The following is a 26,063-nucleotide window of genomic DNA, read 5'->3' on the forward strand; positions in this document are numbered from 1 at the left end:
CCTGGCCAACTCGCCGCGGTGATCCGGGGACGTGGCCGCCCCGCCCCGGTGGGCCGTTCAGTCGTGCGCCACGCGGGTCCAGCGCGCGAGCGCCTCGACCAGCCCGGCGCGCGTCAGCGGCGCCAGCAGCGGGGCCGCCAGCAGCGGGTGCTCCGCCAGCGTGCGCACCGCGCCCGCCACCGCGAGCGGCCGGGCAGCGCGCCGCGCGAACGCCGCCTGCCACGCCGGTGCCGCCGCGGCGCCCCCGTCCAGCCAGGCGCGCGCCGCCGACGCGCCGCTGGCCAGCGCGATCCCCATGCCTTCACCCGCGAGCGAGGGGATCACCGCGGCCTGGTCGCCGAGCCGGAAGGTGCCCGCGCGACCGGCGCGCGCGCGCCAGCCGTAAGGCACGTTGGCGATCGCCTCGATCGCGCCCGCCGCGTCGCCGAGCCGCTCGCCCAGCGCGGGCGCCTCGTGCGCGAGCGTCGCGAGCAGCCGCGCCGGGTCGCCCGCGGCGCCGAGGCGCGAGCGGCGCAGCGCGAGGCAGATGTTGGTGCTGCCGTCCTCCTGCCGCACCACCCCGGCATAGCCGCCGCGGAACAGGTGGAGCTCGATCGCGTCGCCGACCAGCCGATCGAGCGCGCGCGATCCCGCGCGGCGAGTCCGCAGCCCGATCGCGGGGTCGCGCGGTCGTGAGGGCGTCCGTGCCGCGCCGCGCACGTCATGCTTGCCGCTCGCCAGGAACAGCGCCGCGCCCTCGAGCCGCGCGCCATCCGCGGTCCGCAGCGCATCCGCCTCGACCGCGCGCACCGCCACGCCGCGTTCCACCGCGGCGCCGAGCGACTCGGCGTGTGCGAGCAGCACCGCGTCGAGCCGACGCCGCGACACCCCCCGCGCGGGCGCGGGGAGTGGTGCCTCGATCGTCCGCCCCGCCGCGAACAGCCGCACCCGTCGCACCACGCCGTCGCCCAGCGCCGCGGGGTCGACCCCGAGCCGCTCCAGCGCCGCCAGCGTGCGCCAGCTCAGGAACCCGCCGCACAAGGCGTCGCCGGTCGCGCGCGTCCGCTCCAGCACCAGCGGCGGTGTGCCCGCGCGCGCGAGCGTGATCGCGGCGGCGGCGCCCGCCGGCCCGCCGCCAAGGATCAGCGGCGCTCGACGCACAGTCGGAACGGGAAGACGCGGTGGACGCGCGCGTCGGCGATCCCCGCCTCGGCGAGCAGCGCGGCCCATTCGGCGGGGTGATAACTACGCGCGATCGAGACATGGCCGTCGTGGCGCACGATCGGGTGCCAGCCGAAGGCGCGCGCCAGCAGCGGCCAGGCGTGGTACGCCAGACGATGGCGATGCAGGTCGTTGACCAGCCAGCCGCGCTGCGCCTCGGCCTGCATCCAGCGCAGGAAGCCGACCAGCTCGTCATGGCGCATGTGATGCGCGACCAGGCTGGAGATGACGAGGTCCCAGCGCTCGCCCGCGAGCGCGCGATAGTCGCCGACGCGCCAGTCGATCGCGGTGCCGGGCGGGCTGTGCGCGATCGCGGCGGCGCGGCTGCGCTCGTTCTGGTCGATGCCGACCAGCTCGAACGTCACGCCGTGGTGACGCCCCCAGCGCGCGATGCGGCGCAGCATGTCACCGTCGCCATAGCCGACGTCGAGCAGCCGATAGCATCGTCCCGGCCGGGTCGCGCGGCGGAGGAAGGCCAGCGTCGGCCGGGCCGCCAGCGTGACCACATTGACCCGCGCGAGATCGGCCACCACCGCGGCATAGACCGCGGGCGCCAGGTCGTCCGCGTCCATCAGCTCGTCTGCGACCAGACGTCGGTGGAGCGGCGGCGCGATCACGGCGCGCTGCGGAAGGCGATCCCCTCCGCCGCCATCCCCGGCCCGAAGGCGAGCGCGACGCCATGCGCCACCGGGGCGCCCGCGAGCACGCGCGCGAGCACGAACAGCAGCGTGGCCGATGACATGTTGCCGCAGGCGGTGAGCACCGCGCGCGATTCGTCGAGCGCGTCGGGCGCGAGTGCCAGCGCCCCTTCCACCGCGTCGAGGATCGACCGTCCGCCGGCATGGACCGCCCAGCGATCCACCGCCGTCCCGCCGGTGAGCGCCTCGACCAGCGCGGGCGCGCGCAGCGCCGCGGCGATCCGCCCCGGCACCTCGCCCGACAGATGCATCGCGAAGCCGCGATCGGTGATGTCCCAGCGGATCAGGCTTGCGGAATCGTCCAGCGCGGCGGCGAAGGGCCGGTCGAGCGTCAGCCCGCCGGGGGCGTCGCTGACCAGCGCGGCGGCGGCGCCGTCGCCGAACTGGAGCATCGCGAGCAGCGCCTCGATGTCGTCGCTCGCCTGGAGGTGGAGCGTCGACAGCTCGACGCTGACGACCAGCACGCGCGCGCCGGGTTCGGAGCGGACGATATGACGCGCGGTGCGCAGCGCCACCACCGCGGCATAGCAGCCCATGAAGCCGATCAGCGTCCGTTCCACCGACGCCGCCAACCCGAGCCGGCGCGCGACGCTCTGGTCGATCCCGGGCGCGACGAAGCCGGTGCAGCTCGCCACCACCAGATGCGTGATCCCGTCGAGCGCGACCTGCTCCGCCAGTGCCGCGACCGCCGCGAGCGCGAGCGCGGGCGCTGCCTCGGCATAGAGCGCCATCCGCGCCGCCGTGCCGGGCATCGGCTCCTCCGCGTAGAAGCCGCCGGGTGCCACCGGCGAGCCGGTGGCGGCGGGCAGCACCGACCAGCGATGGCCGATCCCCGCGCGCGCCGCCATCCGCTCGAACAGCCGCGCCGATCGGTCGTGCAGCCGCGCGCTGGCCCAGTCGACGAAGGCGGCGTGGATGTCGTGGCTCGGCGTGGCGGTGCCGACCGCCTGGAGATACGCGTTACGGGTCATGCGCGGGTCATAACGCGCGGCAGGCGCGCTCGGCGCCGGTGCACGAAACGATCCCGTCGCGGGAGAGGCCCGGCCGGGCGCCGGGGCCTGCTCCTCCCGCACTCAGGCGGGAGGATGGTGCGGTCGAGAAGACTCGAACTTCCACGTCCTTTCGGACACAACGACCTCAACGTTGCGCGTCTACCAATTCCGCCACGACCGCACGTGATGTCCACCGGGCTGGCCCGGCGGCTGGCAGGAGCGCGCCCCTAGCAAAGGCCCAGACGGGTGGCAACAAACTTTCTTCGCCCGTCCTCAGCTTTCTTCGCCGACGAAGCTGAGGTCGAGCCGCTTCGACGAGGCGGGCACGTCGACCTGTGCCGAGTTGAAGTCGAGCGCGCCGTTGGGCAGCAGCGTGCGCTGCTGCGGCGTGATCGTCCAGCTGAACACGATCTTGCCCTGCGCGTCGCGCAGGTCGGCGCGGATGTCGGGGACGCGCTGGCGCGACGGTGACGGGTTGGTGATCTGGCCGCTGACCGCGAACAGCTCGGAGCCATTGGCCATCTTGCGGCGCTCGATCGGGTGGTCGACGATCCGCAGCGGCAGCTCGGCGGGGCCGATCGCCAGCCCGACCTGCTGCGCCAGCCCGGGCGCGGTGGTCCACAGGATCACCGCCACCGCCGCGAGCATCAGCAGCCCCGCCGCGAGGCTCGCGATGGTCCGCATCCGTACGAGATTGCGCTCGGGCCGGAACGGCGGGCGGTGCGCGAAGGCGTCATAGCCGGGGGCGGCCACCGCCATCTCGGGCTCGGCAGGCGCGGGCGCGACCAGCGGGGGCGGCGCGGCGGGCGTCACGGGATCGGCGCGCTGCTCGACCGCGCGCGCGGGCGCCGGCACTGGATCGGGCTCGACCACCGCTGGCGCGGCGTCGGCCGCGCGCGCGTCGGGGCGGTCGCGCGGCGCTTCGGCGGCGTCCGCTGGCGGCGACTCGTCGAGCTCGGGCAGCGGCTCGTCGCGCGGTTCCTGGAACCAGCTGTGCCGGCAATTGGCGCAGCGCACGGTGCGGCCGGTCGCGCCGACGGTGCCGTCCGGCACCAGGTAGCGCGCGCGACATTCGGGACATTCGATGATCATGGCGGGCCACCGGCAGGAACTGATCGCGATTCTAAGCACGTGCGAGCCATGCGAAGCAAGCGGCCCGTCGCCTGCTTGATGCGCGGCGGAGCGCGTGCGATGGCGGGCCGCAGCGATGCGCAGGCGAGAGGTGGTGAGCGGCCGGGTGGCGGGGATCGTCCAGTTCGAGAATGTCGGGCTGCGCTACGGCCATGGCGAGGAGGTGCTGCGCGACGTCAGCTTCGCGCTCGCGCCCGGTGAATTCTATTTCCTCACCGGGGCGAGCGGCGCGGGCAAGACCTCGCTGCTCAGCCTGCTCTACCTCGCGCAGCGTCCCAGCCGGGGCATCATCCGCCTGTTCGGCGAGGACGTGGTGACGCTGCCGCGCGCGCGCATGCCCGGCTTCCGCCGCCGCGTCGGCGTGGTCTACCAGGATTTCCGCCTCGTCCCGCATCTCAGCATCGCCGACAATGTCGCGCTGCCGCTGCGTATCGCGGGCGCCGACGAGCGCGACGTCGCCGAGGCGGTGAGCGAGATGCTCGCCTGGGTGGGGTTGTCGCATCGCGCCGCGGCGCATCCCGCGACGCTGTCCGGCGGCGAGCAGCAACGCGTCGCGATCGCGCGCGCGGTGATCGCGCGCCCCGAGCTGCTGCTCGCCGACGAGCCCACCGGCAACGTCGACGAGGCGATGGCCGAGCGACTGATGCAGCTGTTCGCCTCGCTCAACGGGCTGGGCACCACGGTGGTGGTGGCGACGCACGACCCGCAGTTGCTCCGCCGCGTCAAGGCGGCGCAGATGATGCGGCTGGCGGACGGGCGGCTGCTCGATCCCACCGGCGCGCTGCGCCACCCGCCGTCGCGCGTGAGCATGGCATGAGCGCCGCGATCGCCCAGGTGCTCGACCGGTCGCGCGCGGGGCGCGCGATGGTGGGCGTGCTCGCGATCATGCTGTTCCTGACCCTGCTCGCCGCGGCGGCGGGGATCGCCGCCGCGCGCGGTGCCGGCGCGCTGGGCGCGCGGCTCGAGTCTCGCGCGACGGTGCAGCTCACCGACGCCGATCCCGCCGCGCGCACCGCCGCGGCGCGGCGCGCGCTCGACGCGCTGCGCGACTCGTCCGCGGTGGTGGCGGCGCGCGCGGTGCCCCGCGCCGAGCTGGCCCAGTTGGTCGCGCCCTGGCTCGGCGCCGCCGCGAACGACCCCGATCTGCCGATCCCCGCGCTGATCGACCTCGAGCTCGCGCCCGGCGCCGGCTCGCTGGCGCGCGCCCGCGCGGTGCTCGCCGCGGTGGCGCCGGGAGCGGTGATCGACTCGCATGGCGCCGCGGTGGCGCCGCTGTCGCGGCTGCTGCGCAGCGCCGCGCTGCTCGCGGTCGCGGTGGCGGCGCTGATGGTGGCGGCGAGCGCGGCGGTGGTGGTGCTCGCCGCGCGCGCCGGGCTGGAGGCGCATCGCGGCACGATCGCGGTGATGCACGGGCTCGGCGCCACCGATGCGCAGGTGGCGCGGCTGTTCCAGCGGCGGGTCGCGCGCGACGCCGCGCTGGCGGCAATGGCGGCGGCGCTGGCCGCGACGCTGGTGGCGGCGGCGCTCGCCCCCCAGCTGCGCGACGGCATCGGCACGCTCGACGCGGTGGCGCTCGGCGCCGACGGCTGGGGAGTGCTCGCGCTGTTGCCGATCGCCTTCGTGCTCTTCGCGGGCTCGGTCGCGCGTGCCGCGGTCACCCGCGCCTTGGCCCGAACGCTGTGATCAAGCGGCTCGTCGCGCTCGCGCTGCTCGGCTGGGCGCTCGGCTTCGCCGCCTTCATGCTGGCACTGCCGGGCACGCCCGACGCCGGCCTGCGCACCGACGCGATCGTGGTGCCGACCGGCGCGGCGGGGCGGATCGCGCGCGGGCTCGAACTGCTCGAGCAGCGGCGCGCGCGGCGGATGCTGGTGACCGGTACTGCGCCGGGCGTGACGCGCGCCGACCTCGCGCGGATCAGCGGCCATGCCGCCACCTTCGCCTGCTGCGTCGACCTCGGTGCCGAGGCGGTCGACACGCGCGGCAACGCCGAGGAGACCGCGGGCTGGGTCAAGGCGCACGGCTATCGCTCGATCCGGCTGGTCACCTCCGACTGGCACGCGCGCCGCGCCGCGCTCGAGCTCGCCGCGTCGCTGGGCGGCGCGGTCGACGTCACGGTGGAGGGCGTGCCGAGCGAACCGACGCTCGCGCAGGCGGTGAACGAATATAACAAGCTGCTGCTGCGCGCGGTGGTGCTGGGATGGGAGCGGGTGAGACGGTGAACGCGCTGAGATCCTGGCTCTTCCGGCTGGTGTTCTACGCCGGCTCGGTGCCGATCGTGCTGGTGGTGCCGATCGTGGCGCTGTTCGGGCAGCGCGCGATGGTGCCCTATGCGCACGTCTGGTCGGCCTATCACCGCTGGGCGGCGCGCGCGCTGCTCGGCGTGCGGACGCGCTTCGAGGGCGACCTGCCCGCGGGGCCGGTGCTCTACGCCGCCAAGCATGAGGCGATGTACGAGACCGTGGAATTGCAGCCGCTGCTGCGCGGCCCGGCGGTGGTGCTCAAGCGCGAGCTGTGGAACATCCCCTTCTGGGGCTGGGCGACGCGAGTCTATGGCGCGATCCCGGTCGATCGCGACGCCTCCGCCGCGGCGCTGCGGCAATTGGTGCGCGACGCCAAGGTGGCGCGTGAGGCGGGGCGATCGGTGATCGTCTATCCCGAGGGCACGCGCGTGAAGCACGGCGAGGCACCGCCGCTGCGCTCGGGCTTCGCCGGACTGTACAAGGCGCTCGGTTATCCGGTGGTGCCGATCGCGCTCGACAGCGGGCGGCTGGGGCTGCGCGGCGGCACGGTCACGCCGGGGGACGTGACGATGCGGCTGGGCGAGCCGATCCCCCCGGGGCTGCCACGGCGCGAGATCGAGGCCCGCGTGCACGCCGCGATCAATGCGCTGAATGGAGGGTGAGGATCGTCGGGTTCCTGCGGAGGCAGGATCTGATGGGGAGGGGGAAGCTGAGCTTCGTCACCGGCGTCATCCTGAGCTCGTCTCAGGATCCACCGCGCCGCACATCCTGACGCCGCGGCGCTCGCGGGCGGGTGGATGCTGAAACGAGTTCAGCATGACGCCACGTCGAGGTGAGGAGGATGTAACCCTCAGTCGTGCCGGCGCCCGAAGTCGGCGGCGGCGTCGTCCTGGCCCTGGTCGACGATCGAGCGCCGGATCGCGCGCGTGCGGGCGAAGCGGTCGTACAGCGCGTCGCCGTCGCCCCAGCGGATCGCGCGCTGCAACTGGCTGAGATCCTCGCTGAAGCGCTGCAGCATCTCCAGCACCGCCTCCTTGTTGGCGAGGAAGACGTCGCGCCACATCACGGGGTCCGACGCCGCGATGCGGGTGAAGTCGCGGAAGCCGCCCGCGGAGAATTTGATCACCTCGGACTCGGTCACCTGGCCGAGATCGTCCGCGGTGCCGACGATCGTATAGGCGATCAGGTGCGGCAGGTGGCTCGTCACCGCCAGCACGCGGTCGTGGTGGTCGGGTGCCATCCGCTCCACCTCGGCGCCGAGCCGGTGCCAGAATTCCTCGACCCGCGCGATCGCGAGCGGGTCGCTCTCCGCCAGCGGGGTGACGATGCACCAGCGGCCGCGGAACAGCGAGGCGAAACCTGCTTCGGGGCCGCTCTGCTCGGTCCCCGCCACCGGGTGCGCGGGGACGACGCGCTCGGGCGGCAGCACCGCGGCGAGCGCCTGCGCCACCGCGGTCTTGCAGCTGCCGACGTCGCTGACGATCGCGTCGGCGGGCAGCTCCTCGGCGATCTCGGCGGCGACCGTCCCCATCGCGCCGACGGGCACGCACAGGATGACGAGATCGGCGTCGGTCACCGCCGCGGCGGCGCTGTCGGCGAGGTCGTCGACCAGATCGATCCGGCGCGCGGTCTCGCGCACGTCGGCACTGGCGTCATGCCCGGTGAGCCGCACCGTCGGCAGATACTGGCGCACCGCGCGCGCCACCGACGAGCCGATCAGCCCGAGCCCGATGACCGATACGCGGCTGAACGGCAGCATCAGCCGCGCTCGATCCCGGCGTCGGCCGCCTCGGCCTGCGCCGGGGCGGTGCCGCGCTCGACCAGCGCGCGCAGCGCCGCGGCGACGCCGCGCGTCTCCTCCTCGGTGCCGATGGTGATGCGCAGCCCCTGCGCCAGCCCCTGACCGGGCAGCCAGCGGACGATATAGCCCGCGTCCATCAGCCCCTTATAGGCGGTCTCTGCGGTCAGCGCGCCTTCGAACACCACCAGCACGAAATTGGCCTCGCTCGGGATCGCGCGAAGCCCGGCATTGCCGAGCTTGGCGATCTCGTCGGCGAACCAGGCGCGCCAGGTCGCATTGTGCGCGCGCGTGTGCGCGACGAAATCGCGGTCCTCGATCGCGGCGACCGCGGCGCGCTGGCCGCCGATGGTGATGTTGAACGGCAGCCGGATGCGGTGCAGCGCCTGGACGATGTCGGCATGGGCATAGCCCCAGCCGATCCGCTCCGCGGCGAGCCCGTGGATCTTGGAGAAGGTGCGCGTCACCAGCACGTTGCGCGCGGTCGCCGCGAGGTCGAGCCCGCCGTCGTCGTCCGCGTCGGCGAGATATTCGGCATAGGCCTGGTCGAGCACCAGCAGCACCGTCGGCGGCAGCGCGGCGTGGAGCCGCGCGATCTCGGCGCGCGGCGCGAAGGTGCCGGTCGGGTTGTTGGGGTTGGCGACATAGACGATCCGCGTCCGCTCGCTGACGCAGGCGAGGATCGAGTCGACGTCGGTGGCATAATCGCGGTCGGGCGCGATCACCGGCACCGCCCCGACACGGCGCGTCGCGATCTCGTAGACCGCGAAGCCGTAGCGGACGAAGATCACCTCGTCCCCCGGTCCGGCGAAGGCGCCCGCGGCGAGGTGGAGGATCTCGTCCGAGCCGTTGCCGTAGATGATCCGCAACGGGTCGAGCCCGAAGCGCGCCGCGATCGCCTCGCGCACGATCGCGCCACTGGCGTCGGGATAGCGCTCGAGCGAGTCGGCGGCCGAGGCGAAGGCCGCGCGCGCCGCGGGCGAGGTGCCGAGCGGGTTCTCGTTCGAGCTGAGCTTGGCGACGGTGCGCCCGTCGTCGGTGGTGGAGCGCCCCGGAACGTAGGGGGCGATGTCCATGATCCAGGACTTGGGGCGGGGTGCGTCGGTCATGTGCGAGCGGGTAGCGGCTGCGGCGCGCAGGGGGAAGGGGGCGACGATCGCGCGCCGCGCCCGCTCGACTTGCGGCGCCGCGCGCGCGTAAAGGCTGTGCCGCGATGCTCACCACGCCTTCCTCGCTCGACCAGCGCTTCGGTCTCGCGCGCCGCATCATCTTGCCCGGGCCGCTGCGGCTCGACGGCGGCGCTCTGCTCGCGCCAGTCGAGATCGCCTATGAGACCTATGGCACGCTCGCGCCCGATGCGGGCAACGCGCTGCTGATCTGCCACGCGCTCACCGGCGACCATCACGTCGCCTCGGCGCATCCGCGCACCGGCAAGCCGGGCTGGTGGCAGCGGATGGTGGGACCGGGCCGGCCGATCGACACCGACCGCTTCTTCGTGATCTGCGCCAACGTGCTGGGCAGCTGCATGGGCTCGTCAGGCCCGGCGAGCACCGACGCGGCGAGCGGCGCGCCGTACGCCATGGCGTTCCCGGTCATCACGATCCGCGACATGGTGCGCACGCAGGCGCTGCTGCTCGACCATCTCGGCGTGGCGAAGCTCGCCGCGGTGGTGGGCGGATCGATGGGCGGGATGCAGGCGCTGAGCTGGGCGGCGACCTTCCCCGAGCGGCTCGACGCCTGCCTCGTCATCGCCTCCACCGCGCGCCACACCGCGCAGAACATCGCCTTCCACGAGGTCGGGCGCCAGGCGATCATGGCCGACCCGAACTGGCAGAACGGCGACTATTACGACAGCGCGCCGCCCGCGGCGGGTCTGGCGGTGGCGCGGATGGCGGCGCACATTACCTATCTCTCCGAGGCGGGGCTGACCGAGAAATTCGGCCGCCGCCTCCAGGCGCGCGAGCAGAAGTCGTTCGGCTTCGACGCGGACTTCCAGGTGGAGAGCTACCTGCGCCACCAGGGCCTCGCCTTCACCGACCGGTTCGACGCCAATTCCTACCTCTACATCACCCGCGCGATGGACTATTTCGACCTCGCCGAGGAACATGGCGGGCTGCTCGCCAACGCCTTCCGCGCCGCGCGCGCGCGCTTCTGCCTCGTCAGCTTCGACACCGACTGGCTGTACCCCACCGCCGAGTCGCGCGCGATCGTCCAGGCCCTGGTGTCGGCGCGCGCGCCCGCCAGCTTCGTCGAGCTGTCGAGCCCTTATGGCCACGACGCCTTCCTGCTCGACTCGCCCGAGCTCGATCGCGTGATCGGCGGCTTCCTCGGGACCGGCGCATGAGCCTGCGCCCCGACCTCGCGATCATCGCCGCGCACGTGCCGCCGGGCGCGCGGGTGCTCGACGTCGGCTGCGGCGACGGCGAGCTGATGAAGGCGTTGCGCGACACCAAGGGAGTCGACGCGCGCGGGCTCGAGCTCGACCCGCGCAACGTCGCCGCGGCGGTGTCGCGCGGGCTGTCGGTGATCCAGGGCGACGCCGACACCGACCTCGCCGGCTATCCCGACCAGAGCTTCGACTACGCCATCCTGAGCCAGACGCTCCAGACCGCGCGCGCCCCCGACCGCGTGCTCGACGAGCTGCTGCGGATCGGGCGCCACGCCTTCGTCAGCTTTCCCAATTTCGCGCATTGGCGGGTGCGGCTGTCGCTGCTGTGGGGCGGGCGGATGCCGGTGACGCGGCTGCTGCCCGAGCGCTGGTACGACACGCCCAACATCCACCATCTCACCGTGGACGATTTCCGCGCGCACCTCGCCGAGCGCGGGGTCGCCACCGAGGATGCCTGGTTCCTCTCGGGCGACAAACGCACCGGCGGCGCGGCGGCGAACTTCCTCGCCGAGCACGCGGTTTTCCTGCTGCGTCGGAACCCTGCGGATTGATCGGGGTTAACCCGGGCCAACCCGGAGGAGTTTGCGAAAGCGACGTCATGGCCAAGACCGCGCTCATCGTGGAGGACGAGATCTTCGTCGCGCTCGATCTCGAGCGGATCCTCGAGGACGCCGGATTCGTCGTGGCCGCGATCGCCGCCGATGCCGAGAGCGCCTATCGCGCGGCGCCCGGCTGCCAGATCGCCTTCGTCGACGTCAACCTGCGCGACGGCGCGACCGGCCCCGAGATCGCCGAGCGCATCGCGCGCGAACATGGCGTCAAGGTGGTGTTCGTCACCGCCAATCCGGGCCAGATCAGCGATCCCGGCACCGCGCTGGGCTATATCCGCAAACCCTTCAACGACGAGGCGATCCTCCGCGCGGCGCTGACCGCGGCGGAGATGGCGCCCGGCGACGTGCCGATGCCCCAGGATTTCGTCAGGTGGCCGCGACGCGACTGAAGGCGGGCAGCGGCACCGTCACCGTCAGGTCGAGCCCGTCGGCATGCCAGTCGCGCGTCACCGTACCGCCGAGCTGACGCACCGCGCTGAGCTCGATCAGCTGGCTGCCGAACCCACCCTGCGTCGGCGGTGAGGCGAGCGCGGGGCCGCCGCGCTCGCGCCAGTCGAGCCGCACCGTCCCGGCGTGCCGCGCGATCGTCAGCGCGACCCGCCCGTCCTCCGTCGACAGCGCCCCATATTTGCTCGCGTTGGTGGCGAGCTCGTGGAACAGCAGCGCGAGCGGGGTGGCGGCGCGGTCGTCCACCGCGACATCGTCTCCCGCGATCGTGATGCGCTCACCCGGCGCGCGTTGATAGGGCGCGAACAGCTCGCCGAGCAGCCCGTGCAGGCTGTCCTGCGCGAGCAACGGGCGCGACTCGGCGCTGTGCGGTCGGACGAAGTCGTGCGCGCGCCCCAGCGCGATGATGCGCTGGCGCAGGTCGCTCGCCACGCCGGACAGTTCGGGATGCGCGCGCGCGGCGAAATGGATCAGCCCGGAGATCACCGAGAAGATGTTCTTGATGCGGTGGCTCAGCTCCTGGCTGACCACCTCGCGCTCTTCCAGCGCCAGTTTCTGCTCGTGGATGTCGGTGCAGGTGCCGAACCAGCGCGTGATCGCCCCCTGCCGGTCGCGGATCGGCAGCGCGCGGCCGAGCACCCAGCGATAGGTGCCGTCGGCGTGGCGCAGGCGATATTCGATCTGATAGGCCTCGCCGGTCTCGAGCGAGTGGCGCCACACCGCCCAGGCGCGCGCCTGGTCGTCGGGGTGGAACATGCCGTTCCACTCGTCGCCGTCGGTCGTGCCCTCGGACATGCCGGTGAACTCGTACCAGCGCGCGTTGTAATAATCGTGATAGCCGTCGGGCAGCGTCGACCACACCATCTGCGGCATCGTATCCGCCAGCGTGCGGAAGCGCGCCTCGCTCTCGGCGGCGGCGCGCCGCGCCTCGCCCGCGGCCTCGCGCCAGGCGGCGTCGTCGCGCGAGCCGCGCAGCCGCGCCATGACGTTGGCGGCGAGCACGCGCAGCCCGTCGCGCTGGAGCGGGGTGAGTCCTGCCGGGCGCGGCGTCATGTCGAGCACGCACAGGGCGCCGAGCGGCACGCCGTCGTCCGCCACCAGCGGCATCCCGGCGTAGAAGCGCACACCGGGGTCGGTCAGCAGCGGGTTGCCGATGAAGCGCTCGTCCGCGGCGAGATCGCGGAAGACGGTGACGTCCTCCTCCCACATCGCGTGCGTGCAGAAGGAATCGGAGCGGCGGGTGCCCTCCATCTCGGTCCCGGTCGCGGCGAGGAAGGTCTGCTCGGTCTCCTCGACCAGCGTGATCAGCGCGACCGGCGCGTTGCAGAGTTGCGCGGCGAAGTCGGTGATCTGGCGCAGCGCGGCCGAGCGGCGCAGCGAGGCGAGATTGAGCGAGTCGATCGTCGCGCGGCGGCGGGCCTCGTCGATGCGCCAGCCGCGCGCGGGGGCGCCCGTCCCGCCGGGGCGGGGGGCGATCATGCCGGACTGCCCGGGATCGGCGCTGTGCTCGCCCATGGCGCCGGCGCCTAGAACGGCACGTCGTCGTCGAGATCGTCCGCGAAGCCGCCGCCGAAGCCACCGCCGCGATTGCCGCCGCCGCTGCTCCCGCCACCGCCACTGCCACCGCCGTAACCGCCGCCGCCGCCGCCACGCGAGCCGCCGCCGCCGCCGCCGCGCGACCCGCCGCCGAAGTCGTCACCGCCGCCGAAATCGTCGCGGCCACCGCCGCCGCCGCCACCGCCGCCGCCCTGCGGGCCGTCGAGCATGGTCAGCACCGAGTTGAAGCCCTGCAGCACCACCTCGGTGGAATATTTGTCGTTGCCCTGCTGGTCCTGCCACTTACGCGTCTGGAGCTGGCCCTCGATATAGACCTTCGAGCCCTTGCGCAGGTAGCGCTCGGCGACGTTGGCGAGCCCCTCGTTGAAGATCGCCACCGAGTGCCACTCGGTCTTCTCCTTGCGCTCGCCGGTGTTGCGGTCCTTCCACGATTCGGACGTGGCGATGCGGAGGTTCACTACCTTGCCGCCGTTCTGGAACGAGCGCGATTCGGGATCGCGCCCGAGATTGCCGACGAGAATGACCTTGTTGACGCTGCCTGCCATCGAATCCTCTGCGCGCCGGTAGCGCCGGCGCCTGCTGGTGAGTGCCGGCCCACGCCGGCGTCCCGCGGCGTTCCCGCGCGTGGCGGGTCAACGACCGATGGCCTAGATAGTCACAGCCCCGCCGCCACCGCCAGCCAATAAGTGATCCCCGCCATCACATAAGCCGCGGCGAACAGGTAGCCGATCATGAACAGCGGCCAGCGCCAGCCGTTGGTCTCGCGCCGCGTCACCGCGATCGTCGAGATGCACTGCGGCGCGAACACGAACCACATCAGGAAGGCCAGAGCGGTCGGCAGCGACCAGCGCCCACGCAGATGATCGATGAGGCTCTTCGTGCCCGAGGCGTCTTCGGTATCGTCGATCGCATAAGCGGTGCCGATCGCCGCCACCGCGATCTCGCGCGCCGCCATGGTCGGGATCAGCGCCAGCGCGATGTCGTGATTGAAGCCGATCGGGCGGACGATCACTTCCAGCCCGCTCGCGATGCGACCACCGATCGAATATTCAACCTGCTTCTGCCCCGCCGGCGCCTGGGGAAAGCTGAGCAGCGCCCACAGCACCACCGTGGTGAGGGCGATCGTGGTGCCCGCGCGCTTGAGGAAGATCGCGGTGCGGCTCCACAGCCCCAGCCCGACGTCGCGCAGCCGCGGCATCTGATATTTGGGCATCTCCATCATGAAGCCCGACGACTCACCCTTCGTCACGGTGCGGCGCAGCAGCAGCGCCGCCACGAACGCACCCACGATGCCGAGCAGGTAGAGCGCGAACAGCACCAGCCCCTGCAATCCCACGAACGGCAGCACCTGCCGCGACGGGATGAAGGCGCCGATGATGATCGTATAGACCGGCAGCCGCGCCGAGCAGGTCATCAGCGGCGCGATGAGGATGGTGGTGAGCCGGTCCTTCTCGTCCTCGATCGTGCGCGTCGCCATGATCCCGGGCACCGCGCAGGCGAAGCTGGAGAGCAAGGGGATGAAGGCGCGCCCGGAGAGGCCCACCTGCGCCATCAACCGGTCCATCAGGAAGGCGGCGCGGACCATATAGCCGCTCGCCTCCAGCACCAGGATGAAGAGGAACAGGATCAGGATCTGCGGCAGGAACACCACCACGGCGCCGACGCCCGCGATCACGCCGTCGGTCAGCAGCGAGCGCAGGAAACCGTCGGGCAGCACGCCCTTGAGCCACGCCTCCGCGGCGGCGAAGGCGCCCTCGATCCAGCCGATCGGCGCCTCCGACCAGCTGAACACCGCCTGAAACATCACGAACAGCAGCGCCACCAGCAGCACCGGCCCGAGGACCGGGTGGAGCGCGACCGAGTCGAGCATGTGGTTCCAGCGCCGCACCGGCGTCTCGCTCACCGTCGCGGCGGCGGCGATCGCGCGCGCGCGGCGCTGGAGCGTGACGATATCGTCGTCGACGCTGCCGTCCGAGGCGCGCAGCCGGCGCATCCCCGCCGCCGCGGGCGCGCCGCCCACCAGCGCGGTGAGCTGGCCGCGCAGCGTATCGATGCCGCGACGCCGCACCGCGACAGTCGGCACCACCGGCACGCCGAGCTCGCGCTCGAGCACGGCGGGATCGAGCACCAGCCCGTCGCGCTCGGCGAGGTCGACCATGTTGAGCGCCACCACCACCGGCAGCCCCAGCGCGATCAGCTGCATCGCGAAGCGCAGGTGATTGTCGAGGTTGGAGGCGTCGACCACCACCAGCAGCGCGTCGGGCAGCCGCTCGCCCGCCTGCGCGCCGGTGACGACGTCGCGCGTCACGCGCTCGTCGGGCGAGGCGGGGTCGAGGCTATAGGCGCCGGGCAGGTCGACCAGCTCGATCGGGCGGCCGTCGTCGAGCGCGAGTCGGCCCGAATGCCGCTCGACCGTGACGCCGGGGTAGTTGCCGACCTTCTGGCGCGCGCCGGTCAGCGCGTTGAATAGCGCACTCTTGCCGGCATTGGGATTGCCGACCATCGCGACCAGCGGCGGGAGTTCCATCAGGCGCGGCGGGTCATTCCGCGGGGAGCGGCTCGACCGAGACGCTGATCGCGCGCGCCACCGCGCGGCGCAGCGCCACCGTCATCCGCCCGATACGGCAGGCGATCGGCCCGCCGCCCAGCCGCGAGCGATGCAGCACCTCCACCGCGACGCCCTCGTCGAAGCCCAGCTCGCGCAGCCGCCGCGCCTCGGGCGAGGCGAGCCGAGTCCATTCGATCGCGCCGACGATCGCCGAGCGGCGTCGCGGCAGCGTCTCCAGCGTCAGCGGATCGGCCTCAGGGCGGGCGAGAGCGGGAGAACGGGTCGCGGTCACTTCCCCGCTATAAGGGCGATGCAACTGATTATCAATAAGCTGCGTCGCCGATCGCCGCGCCGGGTCAGACGACCGGATAGCGCAGCCGCCCCACGAAGCGACTCAGGCTCGGCCGCCGCTGGGCGCGCTGCTGGAACGCCGCCTTGCTCTTCTCGAAGCGCATGATGCCGTCGATCCGCCGCGCCAGGAAGGCGCTGGTGTCCGCGTGCGCCTCGCTCTCGTCGTCGAGGAAGACGGTGGTGGTGGCGGCATAGACCGCCAGCAGCATCGCGCGCTTGGTGTAATGATTGTAGTCGGTGGCGCGGTCGCCGGCGAGCCGCCACATGCGGTCGACGCTGCGCCAACCGAGTCGCGCCGCGCGCGCGACGTTCTGCGGCAGCGCCAGCACCGCGCGCGCGCGCCGCAGCGCCTCGCGCTCGGGCCCAAGCACCGCCAGCCGTGCCTCGACCAAAGCGGTGATCCGCTCGCGGATCTTCATCGCGCCGAGCCGCTCGGGCGGCAGCGCGCGCGCCATTTCGGCGTCGACCTGGTCGAACCAGGCGTCGATCATCGCCACCGGCCCGTCGGCGAAGGCGAGCCGCGCCACGTCGGCGTCGATGTCGTGGCTCTCGGCGGCGAGATCGCGCGCGGCGTCGCCCCAGCCGTCGAAGGCGGCATTGGCGGCGATCGCGGGGGCGAGCAGCACGCGCACCTCGTCGAGCGTCAGGTCCTGCGGCACCGGTGCCGCGCCGTCGTCGATTGCCATCACGCTTCCTCCGTCACCGCCTCGGCCGGCGCTGCCGCCCCGATCGGTCTAGCATCCTCGCGCTCGCGTCGCACCAGCACCAGCGCCGCCGCGATCATCGCCACGCCGACCAGATCGGGGCCGCCGAGCGTCTCGCCGAACCAGACCCAGCCCACCGCGGTGGCGACCATCGGCTGGATCAGCAGCGCCAAGCCCACCACCAGCGGCGAGGCGCGCCCCAGCGCGTAGATCATGCAGCCCTGACCGATCACCTGGCTCACCAGTGCGACGCCCAGCAACGGCGTCCAGTTCCCCGGCACGATCCGCTCGTCCAGCGCGAGCGCGAAGACGAGCAGCGGCAGCAGCGACGCCGCCGACGAGAGCGCCAGCGAGGGCAGCGGCGCCATCGCGCGGCGCACGTCCGACATCAGGATGAAATAGATCGCGTAGAGCACGCCCGCGCAGACGCACAGCAGGTCGCCGCCGAGCTGGCGCGGGTCGAGCTGGTAGGAACGCCCCATCAGCAGCGCCGCCCCCGCGGCGGCGAGCAGCAGCGCCAGCCCCTGCCACCGCGTCGGCCAGGTGCGCGCCACCAGGAAGCCCCATAGCGGGAACAGGAAGGTCGCCGAATTGCCGAGCAGCGTGGCGTTGGCCATCGTCGTCTGCAGGATGCCGGCGTGCCAGGTGCCGAGATCGGCGGCGAAGGCGAGCCCGGCGAGCGCGAGCAGCCACCAGCGCCGCGCCGAGGCGGGCGCCGCGGGCGCGACCCCGCGCGCGCGCCGCGCCGCCACCAGCGCGGCACCGCCGAGCAGCGGCAGCGCCAGCGCCATGCGCCAGAAGGCGGCGGCGACCGGGCCGACGTCGGCGAGCCGGACGAACAGCGGCCCGAAGGCGAGCGCGCTGTTGGCGACCACCAAGGCGACGAACGCCGCCGCGCCCGTCTCCGGGTGCGCGCGCGCCGCGGCGAGCGAGGTGGCGCTGGTCGGCTGGTTCATGGCGCGACCCTTAGGCCGCGTTGTCCGCGCGGGAAAGCGCGGCGGTGACCCGCGCAACCCGGTCGCGCCGGGCGGCGCGGGTGCGCCTCACTTCGCGGGCGCGACCGCGGCGACGGGCACGGTGGCAGCGACCGGCGCGGCCGCCACGGCGGCGACGATCGGCGTGGCCGCCGCCGGCGTCACCGCCAGCGGCGCCGGCGCCGCCGCGGCGAAGGCGAGCGGCACGTCCTCGTCGACGAAGCCCTTCACCGGCGTGCCGATCGCGAGATGCGCGCTGGTGCCGGTCATGAAGAAGCCCGCCGGCAGGAACACCAGTGCCGACACCGCGGTGGCGCCGATGCCGCCGGCGGTGCCCTTGTCGTCGAAGCCGCCCGACAGCCGCACCTGGCGACCGTTGACGGTGAGATAGAGCAGTCGCGCCGCGAAATGGCCCGACTTGCCCCACATGCCCTTGTTGCGCACCTCGGTGAGCTCGCCGACCGCGGGCGTGCCCGCCGGGACGACGGTGGTGCCCTGCACGAGCAGCGGCTCGGCGGTCTCGAGGTGGACGCGCTGGCCGATCTTCAGCTTCTTGCCCTTGGTGGTGAGCTCCTCGGTGAGCTTGAGCGGCACCTCGGTGCCGGTGCGCAGCACCGCCTGCCCGGTCACCGGTGCGGCGATTGGCGCGACGGCCTCGGGCTGCGCTGGCGCGGCGACGGTCTGCGCGCGGGCAGCGCCGCCCACGAGCAACACCGCCGCGGCCGCGGCGTACAGATGAATCATGATGTGAACCCCCGTTTGCGGCCCGCCCCCGCGGGCCGCGGCCGAACCTCGCCGAGCGCCCCGCCGTCGTCAAACGGGATCGTCACGGAAGTGGATCGGATCTGGGACATTCCTCCCGCCGACTTGACGCGGGCGCGATGCCGGCGGCACGGCGTGGAGATCGTCCCGAGGTCGCGCGAGAGTCCGATTGACCGTCAGCCACGAACGCCCGCGCCGGTGAAGCGCTTCTACGCGCCGCAGCAGGCACTGCATGCGCCCGCGCTGGAGCTGCACAACGGCGCCTTCACCGCCTACGCCGAGGTGCCGCAGCGCGCCGAGATGATCCTTGCCGCGGTCGGTGGGGCGGAGGCGCCACCGGATCGCGGTCGCGCGCCGATCGCGGCGGTGCACGACGCCGCCTATCTCGATTTCCTGCGCGACGTGCCCGCGCTGTGGCGCGCCGCGGGGCGGCCGGGCGACGCCATCCCCTATGCCTTCCCGATCGTCGGCCGGCGCCCGCTGGCGCTGTCGCGCGTCGACGCGCTGCTCGGCGCGCATGCCTTCGACGCCACGACCCCGATCACCGACCAGACCTGGGACGCCGCTTACTGGAGCGCGCAGACCGCACTCGCCGCCACCCACGCGGTGCTCGACGGCGAGCGCGCCGCCTTCGCCCTGTGCCGCCCGCCCGGCCACCACGCCGGGCGCGACTATTGCGGCGGCTATTGCCATCTCAACGTCGCCGCCGTCGCGGCGCAGGCGGCGCGCGACGCGGGGCGGGCGCGGGTCGCGGTGCTCGACATCGACTATCACCACGGCAACGGCACGCAGGACATCTTCTACGACCGCGGCGACGTCTTCTACGCCTCGGTTCACGCCGATCCGGCGAGCGACTATCCCTTCTACTGGGGCCATGCCGACGAGCGCGGCGAGGGCGAAGGGGAGGGCGCGACGCTCAACCTGCCCCTGCCGCGCGGCACCGCGCTGGCCGGGTTCCGCGCCGCGCAGGCGCGCGCGCTCGACGCGATCGCCGCCTTCGGTGCCGACGTCCTCGTGCTCAGCTTCGGCGCGGACACGTGGGAGGGCGACCCGATCAGCCACTTCCGCCTCAGCACCGCGGACTATGCGGTCCTGGCGGGCGACATCGCCGCGACCGGGCTGCCGTGCGCGATCGTGATGGAAGGCGGCTATGCGGTGGACGCGCTGGGTGCCAATGTCGCCAGCCTGCTGAGCGGGATCGAAGGCTGAGGGAAGGACAGGACGGATGGCGGTGACGGCGATAGGCCCGGATCAATCGGGCGGCAGCGCACCGCCGCTCAACGCCGGGCTGCTCGCCTGCATCGTCACCGCCGCGCTGGCGGGGCTGCTGTTCGGCTTCGACACCGCGGTGATCTCGGGCACGACCGTGTCGCTGACGCGCGCCTACGGGCTCGACAGCTTCTGGCTCGGCGTCACCGTCTCCTCCGCGCTGTGGGGCACATTGGTCGGCGCGCTGTTCGCGGGGATCCCGGGCGATCGCTTCGGCAGCCGCGACACGCTGCGCGTGCTCGCGCTCTTCTACGTCGCCGGGGGCATCGGCTGCGGGCTGGCGTGGAGCTGGGAGTCGCTGGTCTTCTTCCGGGTGATCGCCGGGCTGGCGGTGGGCGGCTCGTCGGTGCTGGCGCCGGTCTATATCTCCGAGATCGCCCCGCCGGCGCGCCGCGGCGGGCTGGTCGCGGCGTTCCAGTTCAACATCATCCTCGGCATCCTGCTGGCCTATGTGTCGAACGCGATCATCGCCGCGCTGGCGCTGGGGGCGGACGACTGGCGCTGGAAGTTCGGCGTCTCGGCCGCGCCCGCGATCGTCTTCCTGCTGCTGCTGCTCCGCATCCCGCACTCGCCGCGCTGGCTGATGGCGAAGGGCCGCGCCGCCGCGGCCCGCGACGCGCTCGCCCGCGTCGGCATGGGCGAGGAGCAGGCCGAGAAGGAACTGGCCGCGATCCACGCCGGCTTCGCCGCCAAGCCGAGCGGCGAGCGACTGTCGTGGCGGCGCCATCGCAAGCCGATCCTGCTGGCGCTGCTGGTGGCGGGCTTCAACCAGCTCTCCGGCATCAACGCGCTGCTCTATTACCTCAACGACATCTTCGCGGCGGCCGGCGGCGCGCTCTCGGCCGACGTGCAGGCGATCATCATCGGGATCGTCAACGGCATCTTCACCGCGGTGGGCATGCTGCTGATCGACCGGCTCGGGCGCAAGACGCTGCTGATGGTCGGCTCGGCCGGGATGGCGGCGAGCCTCACCGTGGCCGGGCTGGCGCTGGGTGGATCGCTGCCGGGCTGGATCGTGCTGCCCGCGCTGATCGGCTTCATCGCCTTCTTCGCGCCGAGCACGGGTGCGGTGATCTGGGTCTATATCAGCGAGGTCTTCCCCACCGCGGTGCGCGGGCGGGGCAGCGCGGTCGGCGCCTCGACGCACTGGGGGCTGGACGCGATCATCGCCGCCGCCTTCCCAACCGTGGCGGCGCTGTCGGTGAGCCTGCCCTTCTACGTCTTCGCGGCGATGATGCTGCTGCAGCTCGTCGTGGTGGCGCTCTACTTCCCCGAGACCAAGGGCGTGCCGCTGGAGGAGATGGAGCGGCGGCTGGGGGTGAGCTGACGACGCGGCCGCGGGGCGACGCGCTGACCGTGCGGCTTAGTCCGGCGCGGTGGCGTCGACCGGCGGCTGGGCGGCGGAGGCGCGCGCCACCGCCTCCACCTGCTCCATCACGCGCAGCACATTGCCCTGTGCCAGCGCAGCGAGGTCGGCGTCGCTCCAGCCGCGGCGCGCCAGCTCGGCGAACAGCCGCGGATAGCCGTCCACCCCGCTCAGCCCGATCGGCCCGGTGCCGTTGATCCCGTCGAAGTCGCCCCCGAGCCCGACCGCGCCGCGCCCCGCCACGCGCGCGACATGCTCGACATGGTCGGCGACGTCGCGCACCGTCACCGCGGGCGCGGGGTTCGCGCGATCCCAGGCCAGCAGCGGCCCCGCGGCGCGCGAGTCATAGGTATCCGCCGCGACCCCGATCGAGCGCGCGAAGGCTGTGCGCTCGGCGTCCCACGCGCGCCAGCGCGCCGAGACGAAAGCGGGGTAGAAATTGACCATCACCACGCCGCCCGCGCCGCCGATCCGCTTCAGCAGCGCGTCGGGGATGTTGCGCGGCGCGTCCGCGATCGCGCGCGCGGACGAATGCGACGCGATCACCGGCGCGCGCGAGACGTCGAGCACCGCCGCCATGGTCGTGTCGGCGACATGGCTGACGTCGACGATCATGCCGATCCGGTTCATCTCGGCGACCACTTGCCGCCCGAACGCGCTGAGCCCGCCCGCGCGCGGCGCGTCGGTGCTGCTGTCGGCCCAGTCCAGGCTGTGCGAATGCGTCAGCGTCATATAGCCCACGCCCAGCGCCTTATACTGGCGCAGCACCGCGAGCCGCTTGTCGATCTGGTGCCCGCCCTCGACCCCGATCAGCGAGGCGATCCGGCCCGCACGCTGGATCCGCCGCACGTCCGCGGCGGTGCGCGCCAGCGCGAACGTGTCGGGATAGGCCGCGGCGAGGCGATGGACGATGTCGATCTCCTCGAGCGTCATCTCCACCGCGCGCGCGCCGGTCGCGCTCGCCGGGATGTAGACCGACCAGAACTGCCCGCCGACATGCCCCGCGCGCAGCCGCGCGATGTCGGTCTGGAGCGGGTGCGGCAGCCGGCTCGAGTCCCGGCGCAGGTCCACCGCCTCGACCCTGGCGTCATAGCGTTCGCGCAGCTCCCAGGGCAGATCATTGTGGCCGTCGATCACCGGCGCGCGCGTCAGCAGCCGCTCGATCCGCGCCGGCACCGCCTCCGAGATGGTGGGGGCGGGCTGAGCGGTGAGAGCGGGCTGGGCGGTGGCGACCTGGGCGAGGAGAAGCGCGATCATGCCCGCCAGCACAGCAGTCCCCCGCCGCGCTGGCAAGCGCCCCGCGCTCAGCCGGTCAGAACAGCCCCGGCTGGTCGCGCTGCGCCGCATTGGGATGCGACGCGCGCAGCGGCTGGGTCGCCGGGGCGAGCAGCCCGGCGCTGCGCGTCGCCGCGCTGCTGGTGATCGGGGTGCAGCTGCGCCCCGCGACGAAGTCGAGCGCCGCGCGCGTCGACGTCTCCGCCGGGTCGCCGAGCGCGTGGGTGAGGTCGTCGCTCGCCTGGCAGCTCGCCTCGACCTTGGTCGCCAGCCCGCTGTAGTAATCGCCCTGGCGCGCCGAATTCTGCAAGGCGAAGGCGATCGCGCGCAGCCGGTCGTCGGTGCAGGACGGGTTGTCGAGCGCGATCTGGCCGACCGGTTTGCCATAGGTGTTGCTCCCCACCAGCGCGACCTGCGCGTGGAGGTAGGGGATCAGCGCGTTGATGACATATTCGCTCGCCGAGGCGGTCTGCCCGGTGCCGATGAAGGCGACGCGGCGCGGCGCGATCGCCTGCGCCTCCTGCTGGAAATAGCGGATGCGGTCGCGGCTCGACTTGGAGGCGCGATAGCTGGTGTAGGCCTGGACGTCGCTGGTGGAACGCGCCGCGCCGAGCAGGTCGGTGAACACCTCGGCGGTGGAGAGCAGCCCGCCGCCATTGTAACGCAGGTCGATCACCAGATCGGTCACGCCCTGCGCGCGGAAGGTCGCGAAGGCGGCGCGCAACTGGTCGTCCGCGCTGGAGATGAAGGTGCGCAGATTGACGTAACCGACCCTGCGCCCGCCGTCATCGATCACCTTGGCGCCGTAGCGCGTCGAGAGCGGCGAGAGCGCGTAATCGGCGGTCGCCAGCGTCACCACGCGCGTGCCCGCGGCATCGCTGACGCGCAGCACGCGCGCCGCGCCCGCCGCGGTGTCGCCGAAGGCGGCGTCGAGCGCGGCGTCGTCGCGCTGGGCGACGATGTCACTGATGTCGCGCAGGGCGGTGGCCGAGGTGCCGACCGCGAGGATCTGCGTGCCGCGGTCGATGCCCGCGGCCAGCGCGGGGGCGCCCTCGAACGCCTCCGTCACCATCAGTCGGTTGCGCGAATCGAACGACAGCCGCAGCCCCAGGCCGGCGGTCTGCCCCGAGGTGTAATAAGCGGTCTCCTGCGCCGCGGAGGTGACATAGGTGAAGAAGCGGTCGCGGTTCTGCGCGCGCGCGGGCGCGGTGAGCGCGTCGACGTAGCTCCCCAGATCGGTATAGCTGCTGGGGTTCACGCCCGATGCGAGCAGGTCGGGGAAGAGATACCATTCGTTGAGCGCGGCGAGCACCCAGTCCTGACGCGCGCGCAACGTGCAGGCGGCGACCGCGCCCCCGCCGGCGCTGCCGCCGCCCGCGCTCGGCGCGGGGGTCGCGGCGCTGCCGGATCCCGCGGTCATCTGGTCATTGTCACCGCCGCACCCCGCCAGCATCGCCGCCAGCGCGAGCACCCCGACCCACCGCGGTCTACGCATCGTCCACTCCTGCAACCCCCGGGCGGCGTAGCGCGCCGCCCTTACCTTGTATATGCGATACAGGTTAACGCCGGGCAGGCGCGACGGCGTTCCGCGCGGGCGGGGAATAGCGCTGGCGGGGCCACCGCGATCTGATATTCTGCGCGGCATGATCGTGTGCCTGTCGCCTCGCCCCGCCGCCGTGCTGCTCGCGGTGCTGCTCACCGCGCCGCTCGCGGGCTGCGGCGGGGGGGACAGCGGCAACCAGTCCGCCGCCATCGCCGCGCCGCGGGGCGATTTCGTCACCCGGATGCAGGCGCTCAACGAGAAGGAGCGCAACGTCGCACTGTTCCGCGCGGTGCGCGACGCGGGGCGGACGTGTCAGAAGGTGGAGCGCTCGGTGCCGACCGACCCGGTCGCGGGCAAGGCCGCCTGGGTCGCCACCTGCGACGACCAGTCCGCCTGGCTGATCACGCTGGACGACTCGGGCACCGCCACCGTCACCGACGCGCGCGCGATCGCGGGACGCAGCGCGACCGGCTGAGCCGCCGGTCGGCGAAGCGAGCGCGTGCTCCACTTGGATTGAACCTTCGTGCACCGGAGCACTTTCCGGCTTCACGGGATCGGACCTTATCCGATCAGCCGCGCGATCTTGGCGCGCATCGCGCGGATCGTCTCGGCTGGCAGCGTCTGCACGCTCGACAGCGACAGCGTGCGCGGGTTGACCGGCCGGCCGTTCTTCCACACCTCCCAGTGAAGGTGCGGCCCGGTCGAGATGCCGGTCGAGCCGACATAGCCGATCACTTGCCCGCGCCGCACGCGCGTGCCCTGGCGCACCGCGAACCGGCTCATATGGCCGTAGCCGGTGACGAGCCCCCCGCCGTGCGCCAGCTTGATGAAATTCCCGTAGCCGCCGGCGCGCCCGGCGAATTGCACCGTGCCGTCGACCGCGGCGTAGATCGGGCTGCCGTAGGGCGCACCGATGTCGGTGCCCTTGTGCATCCGCATGAAGCCGAGCAGCGGGTGCATCCGCATCCCGAAGGTGGAGGTGATCCGCCCCGCCACCGGCATCCCCATCGCGCCACGGCGCTCGATCGTGCCCGAGGGATCGAGCATCTGCCCGCCCTCGCCGTCCTTGTCGCCCCAGCGCACCAGCCGCACCTGGCGGCGGCCGTGCGCGAGACCGGCATATTGCAGCTGACCCACCTCGACCTCGCCGGTGGCGGCGCGCGCCTGGTCGGCGACGATGTCGAAGCGGTCGTCGCTGGCCAGCTGCCCCATCGGCAGCTGCGCCGCGATCGCCTTGATATAGGTCTCCACCACGCGCGCGGGCACGCCCGCGGCGCGCGCCGAGCGATACAGGCTCGAACCGACCGTACCGGTGACGTGGAGCGGGGTGCGGTCGATCGCGATCGACTGGCGGTCGAGCACCAGCCCCTCGCCGGCGCGCTCCACCACCAGGTTGAGGTCGAAGGCGGCGCGGAAGGCGAGCCGCTCGAGCGGGCGCGGCTGGAACTTGGTCGGGCGGCGGCCGAGCGTCAGCGCCAGCACCGTGCCCGGCTTGAGCGAGTCGAGCGCCACCGCGTCGCCGACCAGACCCGCGATCCGCCCCGCCTCGCCGCCGCCGACGCCCGCGCGCTGGAGCGCGCCGCGCAGCGTGTCACCGTCGGCGAGCGCGGCGCTGAGCTCGATCTGCGGGCGCTCGGGCGTCTCGGCCAGCGGGCGCACCAAGGCGCTCGCCGCCATTCGCCGCCCCGTGGTGGCGCCCAGCGCGAGCGGTGCGATCCCCTGGGTGCGCGCTTCCTCGAAGGCGGCGCGGTCGCCCGCCACCGGCAGGTCGCCGCTGATCGCGGGAAGGCCGGGGTTGAGCTGCCACGTCCCCCAGCACAAGGCCGCGCAAGTGGCGAGGCCGCGCCACCAGGTGCGGCTGCCGATGTCCTGGCCGAGGTCGGGCGCCCAATCGGCCTGCGCCAGCGCGACGCGGGCACGATCGAGCGCGCCGCGCTCGGCGAGCGGCACCAGCGCGCGACCGAACGCGCGCCCGGCGCTGCGTCCCCCCGCGCCTGCCAGCTCCATCCCCTGATCGTCGCGCAAGAACACGTCGGCCGCCGCCTTCCGTCGTGCGCCGGACCAACCCCTCCAGCGCGTGGGTGGCAGCGTTGTGGAGAAGAGGTGCTAAAGTCAAATTAACCGCACCTCGCCGCGGCGATCGCTGCGGCGAGCCGGTCGTGTCCGGCGGCGGGCCGCGCCCGAGACTGAGCGCGATTGCATCCGCTG

26 protein-coding genes and 1 tRNA gene are annotated in these 26,063 nt (G+C 73.1%); 10 read left to right on the forward strand and 17 right to left on the reverse strand.

The genetic code is table 11. The features are described from left to right. Positions 1–57: 57 nt before the first annotated feature. The 5 genes from EV292_RS07165 to EV292_RS07185 all read right to left on the reverse strand — a co-directional run bounded on the left by EV292_RS07165 (position 58) and on the right by EV292_RS07185 (position 3,982). Positions 58–1,140 carry an FAD-dependent monooxygenase gene (locus tag EV292_RS07165; RefSeq protein WP_132908520.1) on the reverse strand — a complete coding sequence of 361 codons (1,083 nt, stop codon included), beginning with the start codon at positions 1,138–1,140 and terminating at the stop codon, positions 58–60. Beyond that, positions 1,122–1,772 carry a methyltransferase domain-containing protein gene (locus EV292_RS07170; protein ID WP_132908521.1) on the reverse strand — a complete coding sequence of 217 codons (651 nt, stop codon included), beginning with the start codon at positions 1,770–1,772 and terminating at the stop codon, positions 1,122–1,124. Before EV292_RS07170 ends, EV292_RS07165 begins: the two co-directional genes overlap by 19 nt. 41 nt (positions 1,773–1,813) lie before the next feature. After that, positions 1,814–2,869, reverse strand: coding sequence for a type III polyketide synthase (locus EV292_RS07175; protein ID WP_132908522.1), 1,056 nt, complete (start codon positions 2,867–2,869; stop codon positions 1,814–1,816). A gap of 115 nt (positions 2,870–2,984) precedes the next feature. Next, positions 2,985–3,071 (reverse strand) — tRNA-Leu (locus tag EV292_RS07180). A gap of 92 nt (positions 3,072–3,163) precedes the next feature. Next, the gene (locus tag EV292_RS07185; protein ID WP_132908523.1) at positions 3,164–3,982 is read right to left on the reverse strand and encodes a zinc-ribbon domain-containing protein; all 819 of its coding nucleotides are present in this window, start codon (positions 3,980–3,982) and stop codon (positions 3,164–3,166) included. Positions 3,983–4,127: 145 nt separating this feature from the next. On the opposite strand from EV292_RS07185, the gene ftsE reads away from it, so the two are divergent. The 4 genes from ftsE to EV292_RS07205 are packed head-to-tail and all read left to right on the forward strand — an operon-like array spanning position 4,128 to position 6,923. Continuing rightward, a complete protein-coding gene (ftsE, locus tag EV292_RS07190) occupies positions 4,128–4,838 on the forward strand; it encodes a cell division ATP-binding protein FtsE (RefSeq protein WP_132908852.1) in 711 nt (236 codons plus the stop codon). After that, the gene (locus EV292_RS07195) at positions 4,835–5,704 is read left to right on the forward strand and encodes a permease (RefSeq protein ID WP_132908524.1); all 870 of its coding nucleotides are present in this window, start codon (positions 4,835–4,837) and stop codon (positions 5,702–5,704) included. Before ftsE ends, EV292_RS07195 begins: the two co-directional genes overlap by 4 nt. After that, positions 5,701–6,240 (forward strand): YdcF family protein, encoded by a 540-nt coding sequence (locus EV292_RS07200; RefSeq protein ID WP_132908525.1) that lies wholly within the window; start codon positions 5,701–5,703, stop codon positions 6,238–6,240. The genes EV292_RS07195 and EV292_RS07200 overlap by 4 nt, the downstream gene beginning before the upstream one ends. Then, a complete protein-coding gene (locus EV292_RS07205) occupies positions 6,237–6,923 on the forward strand; it encodes a lysophospholipid acyltransferase family protein (RefSeq protein ID WP_132908526.1) in 687 nt (228 codons plus the stop codon). Before EV292_RS07200 ends, EV292_RS07205 begins: the two co-directional genes overlap by 4 nt. 188 nt (positions 6,924–7,111) lie before the next feature. Here the strand turns inward: EV292_RS07205 and EV292_RS07210 are convergent, their stop codons facing one another. Both EV292_RS07210 and hisC read right to left on the reverse strand, forming a co-directional pair. After that, on the reverse strand, positions 7,112–8,020 hold the full coding sequence (locus EV292_RS07210; RefSeq protein WP_132908527.1) for a prephenate/arogenate dehydrogenase family protein: 909 nt from the start codon (positions 8,018–8,020) through the stop codon (positions 7,112–7,114). Next, positions 8,020–9,168: a histidinol-phosphate transaminase gene (gene hisC / locus EV292_RS07215; protein ID WP_132908528.1), complete on the reverse strand. Its 1,149-nt coding sequence runs from the start codon at positions 9,166–9,168 to the stop codon at positions 8,020–8,022. The genes EV292_RS07210 and hisC overlap by 1 nt, the downstream gene beginning before the upstream one ends. A 104-nt stretch (positions 9,169–9,272) precedes the next feature. Here hisC and EV292_RS07220 point away from each other — a divergent pair, with 104 nt between their 5' ends. The 3 genes from EV292_RS07220 to EV292_RS07230 are packed head-to-tail and all read left to right on the forward strand — an operon-like array spanning position 9,273 to position 11,448. Continuing rightward, entirely contained in the window at positions 9,273–10,403 is a 1,131-nt protein-coding gene (locus EV292_RS07220) for a homoserine O-acetyltransferase (protein ID WP_132908529.1), read from the forward strand. Then, the gene (metW, locus tag EV292_RS07225) at positions 10,400–10,999 is read left to right on the forward strand and encodes a methionine biosynthesis protein MetW (protein ID WP_132908530.1); all 600 of its coding nucleotides are present in this window, start codon (positions 10,400–10,402) and stop codon (positions 10,997–10,999) included. Before EV292_RS07220 ends, metW begins: the two co-directional genes overlap by 4 nt. 47 nt (positions 11,000–11,046) lie before the next feature. Next, positions 11,047–11,448 carry a response regulator gene (locus EV292_RS07230; RefSeq protein WP_132908531.1) on the forward strand — a complete coding sequence of 134 codons (402 nt, stop codon included), beginning with the start codon at positions 11,047–11,049 and terminating at the stop codon, positions 11,446–11,448. Here EV292_RS07230 and EV292_RS07235 read toward each other — a convergent pair. From EV292_RS07235 to EV292_RS07265, 7 genes are all read right to left on the reverse strand, one after another. After that, the gene (locus EV292_RS07235) at positions 11,426–12,985 is read right to left on the reverse strand and encodes a PAS domain-containing protein (RefSeq protein ID WP_132908853.1); all 1,560 of its coding nucleotides are present in this window, start codon (positions 12,983–12,985) and stop codon (positions 11,426–11,428) included. The two genes, EV292_RS07230 and EV292_RS07235, sit on opposite strands and share 23 nt — an antisense overlap. Before the next feature lie 47 nt (positions 12,986–13,032). After that, positions 13,033–13,608 (reverse strand): single-stranded DNA-binding protein, encoded by a 576-nt coding sequence (ssb, locus tag EV292_RS07240; RefSeq protein WP_132908532.1) that lies wholly within the window; start codon positions 13,606–13,608, stop codon positions 13,033–13,035. A gap of 110 nt (positions 13,609–13,718) precedes the next feature. Then, positions 13,719–15,590, reverse strand: a complete 1,872-nt coding sequence (locus tag EV292_RS07245; protein ID WP_132908533.1) for a ferrous iron transporter B — start codon at positions 15,588–15,590, stop codon at positions 13,719–13,721. A 13-nt stretch (positions 15,591–15,603) separates the two neighbouring features. Next, positions 15,604–15,903 carry a FeoA family protein gene (locus EV292_RS07250; protein ID WP_132908534.1) on the reverse strand — a complete coding sequence of 100 codons (300 nt, stop codon included), beginning with the start codon at positions 15,901–15,903 and terminating at the stop codon, positions 15,604–15,606. 64 nt (positions 15,904–15,967) lie between these two features. Next, a complete protein-coding gene (locus EV292_RS07255; protein WP_132908535.1) occupies positions 15,968–16,648 on the reverse strand; it encodes a COQ9 family protein in 681 nt (226 codons plus the stop codon). Further along, positions 16,648–17,622: a DMT family transporter gene (locus tag EV292_RS07260; protein ID WP_132908536.1), complete on the reverse strand. Its 975-nt coding sequence runs from the start codon at positions 17,620–17,622 to the stop codon at positions 16,648–16,650. The genes EV292_RS07255 and EV292_RS07260 overlap by 1 nt, the downstream gene beginning before the upstream one ends. Before the next feature lie 87 nt (positions 17,623–17,709). Then, on the reverse strand, positions 17,710–18,384 hold the full coding sequence (locus EV292_RS07265) for a hypothetical protein (RefSeq protein WP_243693651.1): 675 nt from the start codon (positions 18,382–18,384) through the stop codon (positions 17,710–17,712). Positions 18,385–18,600: 216 nt separating this feature from the next. On the opposite strand from EV292_RS07265, the gene EV292_RS07270 reads away from it, so the two are divergent. Together EV292_RS07270 and EV292_RS07275 are read left to right on the forward strand one after the other, a co-directional pair. After that, the gene (locus EV292_RS07270) at positions 18,601–19,611 is read left to right on the forward strand and encodes a histone deacetylase family protein (RefSeq protein ID WP_132908537.1); all 1,011 of its coding nucleotides are present in this window, start codon (positions 18,601–18,603) and stop codon (positions 19,609–19,611) included. Positions 19,612–19,627: 16 nt separating this feature from the next. Further along, entirely contained in the window at positions 19,628–20,998 is a 1,371-nt protein-coding gene (locus tag EV292_RS07275) for a sugar porter family MFS transporter (RefSeq protein ID WP_132908538.1), read from the forward strand. Between the two features lie 36 nt (positions 20,999–21,034). Here EV292_RS07275 and EV292_RS07280 read toward each other — a convergent pair whose 3' ends face one another. Then, the gene (locus tag EV292_RS07280) at positions 21,035–22,294 is read right to left on the reverse strand and encodes a dipeptidase (RefSeq protein ID WP_132908539.1); all 1,260 of its coding nucleotides are present in this window, start codon (positions 22,292–22,294) and stop codon (positions 21,035–21,037) included. 55 nt (positions 22,295–22,349) lie between these two features. Then, entirely contained in the window at positions 22,350–23,807 is a 1,458-nt protein-coding gene (locus EV292_RS07285; RefSeq protein ID WP_132908540.1) for a S41 family peptidase, read from the reverse strand. Positions 23,808–23,955: 148 nt separating this feature from the next. Here EV292_RS07285 and EV292_RS07290 point away from each other — a divergent pair, with 148 nt between their 5' ends. Beyond that, complete coding sequence (locus tag EV292_RS07290; RefSeq protein WP_132908541.1) at positions 23,956–24,330, forward strand: hypothetical protein; 375 nt, start codon at positions 23,956–23,958, stop codon at positions 24,328–24,330. 86 nt (positions 24,331–24,416) lie between these two features. Here EV292_RS07290 and EV292_RS07295 read toward each other — a convergent pair whose 3' ends face one another. Beyond that, positions 24,417–25,886, reverse strand: a complete 1,470-nt coding sequence (locus EV292_RS07295) for a M23 family metallopeptidase (RefSeq protein WP_207913367.1) — start codon at positions 25,884–25,886, stop codon at positions 24,417–24,419. Between the last annotated feature and the right edge of the window lie 177 nt (positions 25,887–26,063).

This window comes from Sphingomonas sp. BK235, assembly GCF_004345855.1.
In the GTDB taxonomy this organism is placed as follows: domain Bacteria; phylum Pseudomonadota; class Alphaproteobacteria; order Sphingomonadales; family Sphingomonadaceae; genus Sphingomonas.

Coding starts and splice junctions, on each gene's coding strand:
- EV292_RS07170 (WP_132908521.1), bottom strand. CDS start 1,772: ATGGACGCGGACGACCTGGCGCCCGCGGTCTATGCCGCGGTGGTGGCC.
- EV292_RS07175 (WP_132908522.1), bottom strand. CDS start 2,869: ATGACCCGTAACGCGTATCTCCAGGCGGTCGGCACCGCCACGCCGAGC.
- EV292_RS07185 (WP_132908523.1), bottom strand. CDS start 3,982: ATGATCATCGAATGTCCCGAATGTCGCGCGCGCTACCTGGTGCCGGAC.
- EV292_RS07195 (WP_132908524.1), top strand. CDS start 4,835: ATGAGCGCCGCGATCGCCCAGGTGCTCGACCGGTCGCGCGCGGGGCGC.
- EV292_RS07210 (WP_132908527.1), bottom strand. CDS start 8,020: ATGCTGCCGTTCAGCCGCGTATCGGTCATCGGGCTCGGGCTGATCGGC.
- hisC (WP_132908528.1), bottom strand. CDS start 9,168: ATGACCGACGCACCCCGCCCCAAGTCCTGGATCATGGACATCGCCCCC.
- EV292_RS07220 (WP_132908529.1), top strand. CDS start 9,273: ATGCTCACCACGCCTTCCTCGCTCGACCAGCGCTTCGGTCTCGCGCGC.
- metW (WP_132908530.1), top strand. CDS start 10,400: ATGAGCCTGCGCCCCGACCTCGCGATCATCGCCGCGCACGTGCCGCCG.
- EV292_RS07230 (WP_132908531.1), top strand. CDS start 11,047: ATGGCCAAGACCGCGCTCATCGTGGAGGACGAGATCTTCGTCGCGCTC.
- EV292_RS07235 (WP_132908853.1), bottom strand. CDS start 12,985: ATGATCGCCCCCCGCCCCGGCGGGACGGGCGCCCCCGCGCGCGGCTGG.
- ssb (WP_132908532.1), bottom strand. CDS start 13,608: ATGGCAGGCAGCGTCAACAAGGTCATTCTCGTCGGCAATCTCGGGCGC.
- EV292_RS07245 (WP_132908533.1), bottom strand. CDS start 15,590: ATGGAACTCCCGCCGCTGGTCGCGATGGTCGGCAATCCCAATGCCGGC.
- EV292_RS07255 (WP_132908535.1), bottom strand. CDS start 16,648: ATGGCAATCGACGACGGCGCGGCACCGGTGCCGCAGGACCTGACGCTC.
- EV292_RS07260 (WP_132908536.1), bottom strand. CDS start 17,622: ATGAACCAGCCGACCAGCGCCACCTCGCTCGCCGCGGCGCGCGCGCAC.
- EV292_RS07265 (WP_243693651.1), bottom strand. CDS start 18,384: ATGATTCATCTGTACGCCGCGGCCGCGGCGGTGTTGCTCGTGGGCGGC.
- EV292_RS07275 (WP_132908538.1), top strand. CDS start 19,628: ATGGCGGTGACGGCGATAGGCCCGGATCAATCGGGCGGCAGCGCACCG.
- EV292_RS07280 (WP_132908539.1), bottom strand. CDS start 22,294: ATGATCGCGCTTCTCCTCGCCCAGGTCGCCACCGCCCAGCCCGCTCTC.
- EV292_RS07285 (WP_132908540.1), bottom strand. CDS start 23,807: ATGCGTAGACCGCGGTGGGTCGGGGTGCTCGCGCTGGCGGCGATGCTG.
- EV292_RS07290 (WP_132908541.1), top strand. CDS start 23,956: ATGATCGTGTGCCTGTCGCCTCGCCCCGCCGCCGTGCTGCTCGCGGTG.